Origin of the sequence: Amylibacter sp. IMCC11727 (assembly GCF_029854195.1) — a bacterium.
Lineage (GTDB): Bacteria > Pseudomonadota > Alphaproteobacteria > Rhodobacterales > Rhodobacteraceae > Amylibacter.
In genome coordinates, this window is record NZ_CP122960.1 from 3145749 (window position 1) to 3157833 (window position 12085).

13 protein-coding genes and 1 riboswitch are annotated in these 12085 nt (G+C 53.3%); all 13 genes read right to left on the reverse strand.

The window, feature by feature from the left end; genetic code table 11:
- Positions 1 to 274: 274 nt before the first annotated feature.
- The 13 genes from QBD29_RS15725 to QBD29_RS15785 all read right to left on the reverse strand — a co-directional run bounded on the left by QBD29_RS15725 (position 275) and on the right by QBD29_RS15785 (position 12049).
- Positions 275 to 796, reverse strand: a complete 522-nt coding sequence (locus tag QBD29_RS15725) for a hypothetical protein (RefSeq protein WP_347935967.1) — start codon at positions 794 to 796, stop codon at positions 275 to 277.
- A gap of 84 nt (positions 797 to 880) precedes the next feature.
- Positions 881 to 1510, reverse strand: coding sequence for a (d)CMP kinase (cmk, locus tag QBD29_RS15730; RefSeq protein WP_280099030.1), 630 nt, complete (start codon positions 1508 to 1510; stop codon positions 881 to 883).
- A 79-nt stretch (positions 1511 to 1589) separates the two neighbouring features.
- Positions 1590 to 2936 carry a 3-phosphoshikimate 1-carboxyvinyltransferase gene (gene aroA / locus QBD29_RS15735; protein ID WP_280099031.1) on the reverse strand — a complete coding sequence of 449 codons (1347 nt, stop codon included), beginning with the start codon at positions 2934 to 2936 and terminating at the stop codon, positions 1590 to 1592.
- A 91-nt stretch (positions 2937 to 3027) separates the two neighbouring features.
- Positions 3028 to 3738: a tRNA (guanine(46)-N(7))-methyltransferase TrmB gene (locus tag QBD29_RS15740; RefSeq protein ID WP_280099032.1), complete on the reverse strand. Its 711-nt coding sequence runs from the start codon at positions 3736 to 3738 to the stop codon at positions 3028 to 3030.
- A gap of 71 nt (positions 3739 to 3809) precedes the next feature.
- A complete protein-coding gene (metK, locus tag QBD29_RS15745; RefSeq protein WP_280099033.1) occupies positions 3810 to 4976 on the reverse strand; it encodes a methionine adenosyltransferase in 1167 nt (388 codons plus the stop codon).
- A gap of 4 nt (positions 4977 to 4980) precedes the next feature.
- A riboswitch (SAM-SAH riboswitch) is annotated at positions 4981 to 5030 on the reverse strand.
- Between the two features lie 33 nt (positions 5031 to 5063).
- A complete protein-coding gene (lnt, locus tag QBD29_RS15750; protein WP_280099034.1) occupies positions 5064 to 6587 on the reverse strand; it encodes an apolipoprotein N-acyltransferase in 1524 nt (507 codons plus the stop codon).
- Positions 6580 to 7446 carry a hemolysin family protein gene (locus QBD29_RS15755; RefSeq protein ID WP_280099035.1) on the reverse strand — a complete coding sequence of 289 codons (867 nt, stop codon included), beginning with the start codon at positions 7444 to 7446 and terminating at the stop codon, positions 6580 to 6582. The genes lnt and QBD29_RS15755 overlap by 8 nt, the downstream gene beginning before the upstream one ends.
- Positions 7447 to 7485: 39 nt before the next feature.
- Positions 7486 to 7992, reverse strand: coding sequence for an rRNA maturation RNase YbeY (gene ybeY, locus QBD29_RS15760; RefSeq protein WP_280099036.1), 507 nt, complete (start codon positions 7990 to 7992; stop codon positions 7486 to 7488).
- Complete coding sequence (locus tag QBD29_RS15765) at positions 7992 to 9002, reverse strand: PhoH family protein (protein WP_280099037.1); 1011 nt, start codon at positions 9000 to 9002, stop codon at positions 7992 to 7994. The genes ybeY and QBD29_RS15765 overlap by 1 nt, the downstream gene beginning before the upstream one ends.
- 149 nt (positions 9003 to 9151) lie before the next feature.
- On the reverse strand, positions 9152 to 9445 hold the full coding sequence (locus QBD29_RS15770) for a hypothetical protein (protein ID WP_280099038.1): 294 nt from the start codon (positions 9443 to 9445) through the stop codon (positions 9152 to 9154).
- A gap of 11 nt (positions 9446 to 9456) precedes the next feature.
- A complete protein-coding gene (locus QBD29_RS15775; protein ID WP_280100984.1) occupies positions 9457 to 9957 on the reverse strand; it encodes an OmpA family protein in 501 nt (166 codons plus the stop codon).
- Positions 9958 to 10218: 261 nt separating this feature from the next.
- The gene (miaB, locus tag QBD29_RS15780) at positions 10219 to 11553 is read right to left on the reverse strand and encodes a tRNA (N6-isopentenyl adenosine(37)-C2)-methylthiotransferase MiaB (RefSeq protein ID WP_280099039.1); all 1335 of its coding nucleotides are present in this window, start codon (positions 11551 to 11553) and stop codon (positions 10219 to 10221) included.
- Between the two features lie 91 nt (positions 11554 to 11644).
- A complete protein-coding gene (locus QBD29_RS15785; protein WP_280099040.1) occupies positions 11645 to 12049 on the reverse strand; it encodes a MucR family transcriptional regulator in 405 nt (134 codons plus the stop codon).
- Between the last annotated feature and the right edge of the window lie 36 nt (positions 12050 to 12085).

The following is a 12085-nucleotide window of genomic DNA, read 5'->3' on the forward strand; positions in this document are numbered from 1 at the left end:
CCTAAACCGATCATTAATCAAAACAAAAACTTGCTACGAAGATGACGACGAACGCCATTGTATTCAAGTCAAATCGAGACACTAATTTTGTTCAATGATTTTGCCGAAGGAGCCGCGCGAAGCCATGTTCAAGCGCGCTGCTTTACCAAACGCAACAAACCTTAACGCCGCCCTCACAACACTGTGTATGGGTGGTTTGCACCCTTGGTTCTGGGTAGTTTGCTTTTTTCAAAAAACCCCAAAACCCGCCAAATCTTACCGCACCGTGCGCTCCTTACAATTCCTGACCTTTCTTTCTCAGTTCCTCAAACAGCTCCTCATAAATCCCATTGCTATCGCCGCCGCCAAACACCTGTGCGCCGCCCGAATACGCCTGCCCATAAGTTCGCGCCACGTTGATTGTTTGCACCAGTGCGGACAGCAGTTGATCCTTTTTCAGCGGCGACAACGGATGGATAAACGCGCCCCACAACCGCCCTTGGGCAATGGCGTATCTGGCATCCAACGCACTGTCGAAATTCGCCTGCATCACCCGCAACAATTCCGCCTGTGACATGCCCTCAGCGGACCTGATTGGCACCATCGCCCGCATCCGATCCGCCTTTGCATCAGCGATGACAATCACGGGAATTCCCTCAATAGTCATTTCAATTGCATTGCCTGAAACTTTGGCATCAGGGTCCACTGCCAGCAGAATTCCACCCATGCGATTCATGGTCATTGGGGGTTCAGGATCTTGGGCAAAAACAGGAAGGCTGGTCAGAAACACCAGCGCAGCTAGGGCAATCATTCGCATATCTACACCTTTGAATTAGAGTTGTTTTTCCAACCCTAACGCAAAAACCCTAACATGCTCTGCAAGTTTTAGTGATCTGAGTTTTCAGCCGTGCCGCGCATCTACCGCCGCAATGGCTGCAGCCACCGCATCATCAATGGACATTTCAGAGGTATCCAAAACAATCGCATCTTCGGCAGCGGCCAAAGGGGCCACATCCCGTTCACTGTCCCGCGCATCGCGGGCTTGAACGTCTGCCAAGACTGTATCGAAATCGGTCTCTTCGCCCCGCGCTGCCAACTCTTTGTAACGGCGCTCTGCGCGGACCTCGGCGCTGGCGGTGACAAACAGTTTCACATCCGCATCAGGGCAAATCACCGTGCCGATATCACGCCCATCCAGAACCGCCCCACCTGCGCGTGCAGCGAAAGTCTGTTGAAACGTCACAAGGGCTTCACGCACTTCGGGAATGACCGCCACTTTACTGGCCGCTTGTGCCACCGCTGCGGTGCGCAGATCGTCCCGTTCCAGATCAGCTTCACTGACTTCAGTGGCCAAAGCGATCACCGCGTCTTCCTCCAAAGACGGACCAATCTTTTCGAGCGCAACACGCCCGACCACACGGTACAACAACCCCGTATCCAAATGCGCAAACCCAAAATGCGCCGCCACCGCTTTCGCGACAGTGCCTTTGCCCGCTGCGGCGGGGCCATCAATTGCAACAACAAAACTCATGGGCCGTACTTTCGCCTAAACGTTTGTCCCCTGTGCAGACCCTAGCCAAGCCAGCATCAAATGGGAAACCAAAATGGATTTACGTATTGTCGCGGGTGATTTGCGCGCCCAGTTTACCCATCAAATCATTAAAAATCGGAAAACTGGTGACAATTGCGCCGCCGTCATCCACGGAAACAGGCTTTTGCGTCGCCAACCCCATGCACAAAAACGACATGGCAATGCGGTGATCTAAATGGGTTTTGGCCGTGCCTCCGCCCATGACATCCCCTTCGCGTCCATGCACAATCATGTAATCTGGGCCGTCTTCGACCTCCACACCCATGGCACGCAGGCCCACCACCATCGCATCAATGCGGTCGCATTCTTTGACCCGCAGTTCGGCCACACCGCGCATCACGGTTTTGCCTTTGGCAAAAGAAGCGACAACAGACAGGATCGGATATTCATCAATCATGCTTGGCGCACGGCTAGGTGGTACTTCAATCCCTGTCAACGAACTCGCCTTCACCCGCAAATCCGCCACAGGTTCGCCGCCCTCTTCGCGGCGGTTTTCAAACGTAATATCCGCGCCCATTTCAACCAGCGTATCAAACAATCCTGCGCGCGTTGGGTTCAATCCGATGTTAGGCAACACCACCTCGGACCCTTCAACAATCAGCGCCGCACACACTGGAAACGCCGCCGACGAAGGGTCACGCGGCACGGCGATTTCTTGCGCTTTCAATTCAGGTTGACCTTGCAAGGTAATCTCATATCCAGCCGCCGTTTTCACGGTTTCAATCTCTGCCCCGAACCCGCGCAACATCCGCTCGGAATGATCCCGTGTTGCTTCTGTTTCGATCAGCACGGTTTCACCAGGTGTATTAAGCCCCGCCAATAACACCGCGGATTTAATCTGCGCAGAGGCGTGCGGGCTTGTGTATCGGACAGGAACAGGATCACTCGCACCAACAATGGTCAGTGGTAACATTCCGTTGGATCGGCCCACAGCCTTTGCCCCAAACAGTGACAACGGTTCTGTAATGCGTCCCATCGGGCGGGAACGTAAACTGGCATCCCCCGTGAACGTGGCTGAAATCGGTGATGTGGCCATCGCCCCCATAATCAAGCGCACACCAGTGCCCGCGTTGCCACAATCAATCACGTCATCTGGCTCGGCAAAGCCACCAACGCCCACACCATGAACAGACCACGCCTGTTCCCCGGTGCGCGTTACCTCGGCGCCAAAAGCCGCCATGGCTTTACCTGTGTCGAGCACATCCTGCCCTTCCAGCAGCCCCGTGATCTTCGTCTCGCCAACAGACAACGCACCTAGAATGAATGAACGGTGAGACACCGACTTATCCCCAGGAATAATCGCCGTTCCCTTTAAGGGGCCCCCCTTGCGGGACGTCATTGGAATTGGATCACCGTGACCAGACATAACACATACCTTTTGTTCTTTTCCCGCAGCTATACCTAACCCACCAAAGGATCGCTACACCCAGCTTCTCTGTTCTTCAAATACTCAAAAATCACACGCGCCGAAACGTCATATAATGGGCCGTCCGCCCCTCACGAAACGCCTTCTGCTCATACCTTGTGGAAATCCAGTCGCTCCACGGCTCGCGCCAATCGCTGGGACGTTCTGCCAACCACTCAAACCCAAACTTTGGCACTTGTTCCATGGTCTGACGCACATAATCGGGAATGTCCGTCGCCACCCGAAATTCAGCCCCCACCTTCAAACACTTTGCCAATGGCACCAAATGCTCTTCGGTCACAAACCGCCGCCGATGATGGCGTGATTTTGGCCATGGATCGGGATAAAGCAAAAACGCCTTATCAATCGACCCTTCAGGCAGCACATCCATCATGTCCCGCGCATCCCCAGGATGCACAGCCATGTTTGTCACACCTGCCTTGCGGATTTTACCCAGCAATGTGGCAACGCCATTGATATAAGGTTCACAGCCGATGATCCCTACATCTGGGTTTTGTTGCGCCTGATGAACAATATGCTCCCCACCGCCAAAGCCAACCTCTAACCAGACGGGTTTCCCACCAAACAGCGCGTCCAAGTCCAACGGGGTGCGATCAGGATTCTCTTCCCACGTCACACCTTTTGGCGCGAGCCCCTCAAGGTCCTCCGCCAAATACCGCTCATGGGACTGGTGCAACCCTTTGCCCTTGGTCCGCCCATAAAAATTGCGCCAAGGCGCACCTGATACGTGTTTTTCTCTCATGCGAAGCGCTCTAAATGGAAAAGGCCCCAGATACAATCCAAGGCCTTTTCTATTTCAATTGGATTTTTTGGTTAAACCGCTTTTTTCAGCGCATCCACCAGATCGGTCTTTTCCCAGCTAAAGCCGCCGTCATCCGTTGCTGCGCGTCCAAAGTGGCCATAGGCCGCTGTGCGTGCATACACTGGACGACGCAAGCCGAGGTGTTCGATAATCCCGCGCGGTGTCAGGTCCATCGCCTGTGCCACTGCTTTTTCGATTTCGGATTCATGAACTTGGCCCGTGCCATGTGTGTCACAATAAATCGACAATGGTTTGGCCACACCAATCGCGTAAGACAGCTGAATCGTACAGCGTTTTGCCATACCGGCGGCCACAACGTTTTTCGCCAAATATCGCGCCGCATAGGCCGCGGAACGGTCTACTTTGGTTGGGTCTTTGCCAGAAAACGCACCGCCGCCGTGTGGGGCTGCGCCACCGTATGTGTCTACGATGATTTTGCGGCCTGTCAAACCAGCGTCCCCATCAGGGCCACCAATTACAAACTTGCCTGTTGGGTTTACGTGCCATTCTGTGTCGGCAGAAATCCAACCTTCGGGCAGCGTCTTGCGGATGTACGGTTCGACAACCGCCTGAACATCTGCAGAAGACATGTTTTCATCCAAATGCTGTGTGGACAAAACAATGGATGTCACCCCAACGGGATCGCCATTTTCGTATTTCACAGACAACTGCGATTTTGCGTCTGGCCCCAATTGCGGCACATCGCCAGCATGACGGGCTTCGGCCAAGTTGCGCAGGATTGCATGGGAATATTGGATCGGCGCTGGCATCAGCTCTGGCGTTTCATCCACGGCATAGCCGAACATGATGCCCTGATCCCCAGCACCATCTTTGTCCACCCCTTGCGCGATGTGCGCGGATTGTGGGTGCAGGTGGTTTTCCACAGACATGTTTTGCCAGTGAAAGCCATCTTGCTCATAGCCGATATCTTTGACGCAATCACGCACGATACCTTCAACGCCTTCCATAAACGACGACAGCTTTTCTTTGGTGGAAAGGCCAACTTCGCCGCCGATCACAACACGGTTCGTTGTGGCAAAAGTTTCACAGGCAACGCGTGCCATTTCTTCTTCGGTTAAAAACGCGTCCAGAATAGCATCTGAAATACGGTCACAAATTTTGTCAGGATGACCCTCAGACACGGATTCCGAGGTAAAAAGGTAATTTTGACGGGACATGAAACGCTCCAATGTATGTTAATCTGTCACGTCAGGAAGCCGTTGTAACAGAAGTTCAATTCGGTCTAGTTGCGCGGCCTCTGCGGGTCAATCGTTATTTCCCACAGCAAAATTGCCGTGATCCTTTTGCACCGCTTGTCTGTGGCCAACCATAATGACAATCGCGATCAGGAACAGGGCGAAATACCACCACGGCACTTCTCCCCACTTTGAATAGAAGGTTGCGGGCAACGGTTCAGGCAATTGCACATCAATGTAGCCATCCGTGTTCAATGGAAGGGATGCAATGACGCGGCCATAAGGGTCTATCATGCCAGATACCCCCGTGTTTGCCGTGCGCACCACGGGGAGCCCCTGTTCGATTGCGCGGGCGCGTGATTGAACCAAATGTTGATAGGGGCCAGAAAATTCCCCGTACCACGCGTCATTTGTCAGGTGCAGCAGCCATTCAGGCCGCTGGCCTTTTACCTGCGCCAACCCTGGAAAAATTGCCTCGTAACAGATCATCGGCAGGTAGCTTGGCAAACCATCAACGTCGATCACGCGTGGGCCGTTGCCAGCGGCAAAGCCCATCTGGTTCACATCCGCCATGCCAAAGATTCCAAATTTGGCAGCCAGTCCTGCAAATGGAATGTATTCGCCAAAGGGGACCAAATGGGATTTGTCGTAAATCGCCTGCGTTTGCCCTGCCCCGTCCAGATGCACCATGGAATTGTACATTGCCCCGTTTTCTGGCCGTTGCACCCCGCCAATAAACTGTGCGCCACCCATCGCATCGCGCATCATTTGAGCGCCCTGATCGCTTTGCCCCCAGCGAAACGGAATAGATGTTTCAGGCCAGATCACTGCATCCACCGCACTACCGTCCCCTTGGGACAAAGCCAGTCCGCGTTGGAAAAACCGCGCCATGTGATCGGGATGCCATTTCAAATGTTGCGTCGCATTGGGCTGCACCAAACGCAGCGTCACATCACGCAAAGCCACGTCTTCTTTCGGGGCAATCGCTATTCCAGCGAACCACATCGCCCCTACGCCGAGCCCCAGAACAACACCGCGCGCCAACCGCCACGGCAGCATCATCGGGATCACGCCAACCGCTAGGGTCGCCATGCCCAGCCCATGGGGTCCGATCCACGCCAATAATTGGAATACAGGCGTTTCTGACCAAACATAGGCCAGCAAGCCCCACGGAAATCCTGTGAAAATATGCGCTCGTGCAAACTCGGTTAGCGTCAGCGTCACCACCAGTAACAGCAATCTTATTGCGCCATGGACACGGGCCGCCACGCCAAAGCCTACCGCCCAAAACAGCGCCAATCCCACCGATAACAGCGTGATCGCAATGGGAGCCAGCCAGCCAAAGACTTCGGGTTCCACGAAAAATGGTTCGACGATCCAAAACATCGACCCAGCGAAATACGCCGTTCCCGCCAACCAACCGAGCCGAAAACCACCCCACGGCGTTTTGGCGCGCAATAATAAACCCGCCAAAACAGGCAGGCCCATCACAACGCCAATTGGTATAGAAAACGGCGCATGGCCCAGCGCCAGTAACAAACCTGCCAAAACGGTGAGGAACCGCCCCAGCCATTTGCGGCGTCGATCAGCCACTGACAGGATCGCGCGTGACACGCAAACGTTTGATGCGCCGTGGATCGGCATCCACCACTTCGAATTCCACGCCGCTTGGATGGGGCACGATTTCGCCTTTGGCAGGCACACGGCCCGTCAACATAAAAACCAACCCGCCCAGCGTGTCGACTTCTTCGTCATCTGTATCCGCCAAAGCGCCCATGCCAAGCACAGTTTCAAATTCCGTCAAAGAGGCCCGCGATTGCGCCAGATAAACGCCAGGGCTTTCTTCGACCCACATCACGTCTTCTTCGGTGTCATGTTCATCGACAATTTCACCCAGAACCGTTTCCACCAAGTCTTCGATAGTCAGTAGTCCATCCACACCGCCGTATTCATCAATAACCAATGCCATATGAATGCGATCCGCCTGCATCTTTTGCAGCAAAACACCAATGGTCATGCTGGGCGGCGCATAGAGCAGCGGGCGCAGCGTGCGTTTCATCGAAAACTTGGATTTTGATCCGTTGAACCCGTATTTCAGTGCAAGGTCTTTGAGGTGAACAAACCCGACAGGATTGTCCAACTGATCCTTAAATACGGGCAGTCGCGAATAACCGCTGTCTTTGAACACTTTCACCAAATCCGTCAGATTGGTATCCTGCGCCACAGCCGTAATGTCCGCACGCGGGATCGCCACGTCTTCCAGACGCATCGAATTCAGGTTGCCCAAATCCCCTGTGGGTAAGGACGACCGTTCCATCGTTTCTGGCTGTTCTATGGGTGCAGGAGAGTTTTTTCCACCAAACAGGCGTTTGAAAAACCCTGCGGTGTTTGTGTTGCCTTCAGGCTGCGCGCGCTGCGCCGCCCCAGAAGATCCGTCAATTGTGTCGCCCATGGCTCCTATCCAAAAAATGCACCGAAAATTGATGCAACGCTAATATGGGTCCGCAATACCCAAAGATGCAAGTAGCTTTGTCTCCAAACCCTCCATTCGTGCTGCATCTGCATCGGTTTCATGGTCGAATCCCAGCAAATGGAGGCAGGAATGGATTAACAAATGTGTGAGGTGGTCTTCGAATGCGATTTTACCCGCCTCAGCTTCGCGTTGGCATGTGTCATATGACAGGGCAATATCGCCAAGCTCTGTGTCCATAGGATTGGCCAGAATATCTGGCGGTGGGGCAGGTGCGTCCCCAGCGTTCAGGGGCGCAAGTTCAAAGGCTGGCCATGACAAAACGTTAGTAGGTACAGGTTTGCCGCGAAACTCTGCGTTCAATTCTGCAATCCGCGCATCATCGCACGCCAGAACGGACAATTCGTACCCCTGCCCGCTGATACCCTGTTCTGCGAACACCGCGCCGAACGCACGGTTGCAAATTGGGGTTAGTTTTACGTCACCCCAGCGGTCGTCTTCGATCAATACATCAATTGAAGTGGGCATCACCCAGACTTCTGCGCGTGTTTGTCATAGGCTTGAATGATCCGTGCCACCATCGGGTGGCGCACCACATCTTCGGCCTTAAAGGTGGTCATCCCGACCCCTTTCACCCCGCGTAGAACTTTCTCGGCCTCGACCAATCCGCTGGGCACACCGCGGGGCAGGTCGCACTGCGAACTGTCTCCTGTGATCGCCATATGGCTGCCTTCGCCCATACGCGTCAGAAACATTTTCATCTGCATTGTCGTGGCATTCTGCGCTTCGTCCAAAACGATGAACGCGTTGGACAGTGTTCGCCCGCGCATAAACGCCAATGGTGCAATTTCGATCCGTTTCTCTTCGATCAATTTGCCAACCTGTTTGGCAGGCAGAAAATCATTCAGCGCATCGTAAAGAGGCTGCATATATGGATCGACCTTGTCTTTCATGTCTCCCGGCAAGAACCCCAGTCGTTCCCCTGCCTCAACAGCTGGGCGGGATAGCAAAATACGGTCCACATGGCCTTCGATAAACATCGACACACCCGCCGCCACAGCCAGATAGGTTTTACCCGTCCCTGCGGGACCCAGCCCAAATACCAGCTCGTTCTTAAACAGGCTTTTGACATAGTCTTTTTGCGTGTTGGTGCGCGGTTCCACCGTTTTCTTACGGGTGCGAATTTCAACACCACCGCTTGGGAACATTTCACGCTGTTCGCTTGGATGGCGCGGTGTGCCTTGGGCGGGGCGTCCCATACGCAACGCTGCATCAACATCGCCAGGTTCCACCTCGCGACCTTGCTCTAGCCGTTGATACAATCCTTGCAATGCTTCGGACGCACGCCTGCATCCCTCTTCGTCTCCAAAGATGGCCAGCTCATTCCCACGGCGCACAATCTGCACACCCAGCGTGGATTCAATATGAGTTAAATTTTTGTCAAACGCGCCGCACAAATCAATCAGCAGACGGTTATCTGGGAAATTCAAACTTGTTTCGGGGGCCGAAGCCGTCTCCGTCGGGGCGGATGTCGCCAATGAACGCTCCTATAGGTTTTGATCTGCGCGTTAACTGAATGGTGCAAAAACCTTTACAAACCCGCAAGGGTAAAAGCCGCCGTTCACCAAGATTTCACAAAAAAGGCCAGCGAATCCGCTGGCCTTTAAGTCTTGATTTGCGCGTGCCCTTAGATCGGGTCGCGCTTTCCATCTTTAAAGTCGCCAACGGCTGTGTTTGGTGGCGCGATGCCAGAACAAACTGGTTTGCCGTATTTGTCCAAACGAGCGGACAGGTACCCTTCGACGCCATCGTCGATGATCCAGTGATCACAGCCAACTGGATCCACCCAGATACCTGCATTCAATTCGCTCACAGAGTGGCTGTCGATGCCACGGTCAATGGTTTTGTTTGACTTGTCGCCAGTGCAACCAGCAACAGCCACTGCCACACCCAAAATCGCCATGCTTACTTTGATTGTCATTTTTCTACTCCTCAACGTACGCAGGTGATTTCAACGCGACGGTTTTTCTTCATGCCATGCGCCGTACGGTTAGATGCTACAGGCACACGCTCGCCGTACCAACGCACTTGCGCGCGTTTACCAGCTTGTTGTGCAATCTGTGCAACTGCCTTCGCGCGGCGCTCTGACAAACGCATGTTGTATGCGTCAGATGCGCGGCTGTCTGTGTGACCATCAATGATAAATGCGGTGGCTTGCGCGGACTGGAAGAATTCCATCAAACGCTTACGCCCCCAAGAATTGATGTGCCATTTGTCTGTTTTAAACAACTGGTCGCTGTTCATTACCGCACATGGGTTCCCACGGCGACATACAGGGATACCGTCACGTGTTACATGTGGTGTCATGTAGCCTTCAACACCATCATCCATAACCCAATGCTCACACCCGTCTGGGTCAACCCAAACACCTGGCACATAACGCTCACCGGTGGCTTGCGTGGATTTGCGCACAACGAAATCATCCGCCGCCACTGAACCCGCTATCACAAGACACCCGACTGCTGCTGCAATCACTTTCACAGATCGGTCAAACACTGGAACTTCCCTTCACATCCAACTTTATAAGCCTAGGCAGCGCTCTGACGGCGCATTCCCCTTAATACTTTGTAAACTTATCAACATTCTACAATCTGTGAAGCTTAAAATGTGAACCACTACTGCTTGATTGAGAAACAATCTTAGGTGGTTTCAAGGCATTGGTTCCAAATTAATTTAAATTGGGGTGACTCAGCGTCACCCAACAATCTCAGCAGCCAAGGAATTGCGTTCCGAATGCAAGATTTTGGCCTGTACAATTGTTCCCACAAGGCTTGGATCGGCATCCATATGGACCGCGTGTAAAAACTCTGACTTACCAATCATTTGGCCATCCATACGGCCCGGCTTTTCCAACAGAACCGGCAGTGTTTTTCCAACCATCGATTTTTGGAAATCCATTTGATGTTCGCTTAACAAAGCCTGCAATCGGGCCAAGCGGTCAGACTTTTCCGCTTCGTCCACATCTGCGCGTTCAGCCGCGGGTGTTCCAGGACGCGGCGAGTATTTGAAAGAGAAGGCTTGGCCATACCGAACCTGACGGCAGAGTTCGAGCGTGTCTTGGAAATCTTCCTCAGATTCGCCAGGAAAGCCGACGATAAAATCACCTGACAAAGCGATATCAGGGCGCGCTTGGCGAATACGTTCAATCAAGTCGAGATATTCAGCTGCCGTGTGCTTGCGGTTCATCGCCTTTAGGATCTTATCGCTCCCTGCCTGTACCGGCAGGTGCAAATACGGCATCAGTTTTTCGCACTCCCCGTGGGCGGCGATCAGGTCTTCGGACATGTCGTTCGGGTGAGATGTCGTGAACCGAATGCGCTTCAGTTCATCAATTTTGGCCAATTCGTGGATGAGTTGCGCCAAACCCCATTCTTTGCCCCCATGCTCGCCGTGATACGCGTTCACGTTCTGGCCCAGCAAGTTGATCTCGACAACGCCACGGCTGACCAAATCTTCGGCTTCCGCGATAATTTGTGACACAGGTCGCGACACTTCGGCGCCGCGTGTGTAAGGAACCACACAGAAGTGACAGAACTTATCACAGCCCTCTTGGACTGTTAAAAAGGCGCTTGGCGCGCGGCGCGCCTTTGGGCCCCGCCCGCCTGTTTTGGGCAGGTGGTCAAATTTGTCTTCGATGGGAAATTCCGTATCGACCAGCAGTTCACCACTACCGACTTTGGCTTCCATCTCAGGCAAACGGTGATACGCCTGCGGCCCTACAACCAAATCCACCATCGGCTGGCGTTTGATGATTTCTTCGCCTTCGGCCTGTGCCACGCAACCCGCTACGCCAATTTTCAAATCGGGTTTCTTGTTCTTTAGCGGGCGGTACTGTCCCAACTGCGAATAAATTTTTTCAGCTGCTTTTTCGCGGATGTGACAGGTGTTCAACAGGATCATGTCCGCATCATCTGGCGTGTCCGTTTCCACATACCCCTGCCCGCCCAGCGCGGACACCATGCGTTCGCTGTCATAGACATTCATCTGACAGCCATAGGTTTTCACAAACAGTTTTTTGGGTTCAGTCATAGGTTCATACCGCCAAAACGCGCAAAGCCTGCGCTGGTTGCGCAGGCCTTACACAAATTCACCTAAAGGGGCAACGGCCCCCCGCCAGTTGTTATCGGCTGCGGCCCAACCCGCTCGCCTTGGCCAAGGCCTGACGCTTAATCGCGTAATTCGGTGCTACCATTGGATAATCCGCTGGTAGACCCCATTTCGCGCGATACTCTTCTGGCGTCATATCGTATTTTGTTTTCAAATGCTTTTTCAGCATTTTGAAAGATTTCCCATCTTCCAGACAAATGATGTGATCAGGCGTAACACTGTCTTCGATCGCAACAGCAGGCTTTGCAGTTGTGCCAAAGGCATCGCCACGGCACAATTCCACCACCTTGGAATGTACGGTGTCCATAATGCCCGAAATATCTTTAACGGCCACATCGTGCTTTTGAACATAAGCAGACACAATTTCCGCTGTATATTTCATCATGTCCGCATCGGCGCGGATGTCTTCCATTTTCATAAATGCCCCTACTCTGATACAGTTACAAAGACCCTA

Coding starts and splice junctions, on each gene's coding strand:
- QBD29_RS15755 (WP_280099035.1), bottom strand. CDS start 7,446: ATGGGCGACACAATTGACGGATCTTCTGGGGCGGCGCAGCGCGCGCAG.
- ybeY (WP_280099036.1), bottom strand. CDS start 7,992: ATGCCCACTTCAATTGATGTATTGATCGAAGACGACCGCTGGGGTGAC.
- QBD29_RS15740 (WP_280099032.1), bottom strand. CDS start 3,738: ATGAGAGAAAAACACGTATCAGGTGCGCCTTGGCGCAATTTTTATGGG.
- QBD29_RS15725 (WP_347935967.1), bottom strand. CDS start 796: ATGCGAATGATTGCCCTAGCTGCGCTGGTGTTTCTGACCAGCCTTCCT.
- metK (WP_280099033.1), bottom strand. CDS start 4,976: ATGTCCCGTCAAAATTACCTTTTTACCTCGGAATCCGTGTCTGAGGGT.
- miaB (WP_280099039.1), bottom strand. CDS start 11,553: ATGACTGAACCCAAAAAACTGTTTGTGAAAACCTATGGCTGTCAGATG.
- QBD29_RS15785 (WP_280099040.1), bottom strand. CDS start 12,049: ATGAAAATGGAAGACATCCGCGCCGATGCGGACATGATGAAATATACA.
- cmk (WP_280099030.1), bottom strand. CDS start 1,510: ATGAGTTTTGTTGTTGCAATTGATGGCCCCGCCGCAGCGGGCAAAGGC.
- QBD29_RS15770 (WP_280099038.1), bottom strand. CDS start 9,445: ATGACAATCAAAGTAAGCATGGCGATTTTGGGTGTGGCAGTGGCTGTT.
- aroA (WP_280099031.1), bottom strand. CDS start 2,936: ATGTCTGGTCACGGTGATCCAATTCCAATGACGTCCCGCAAGGGGGGC.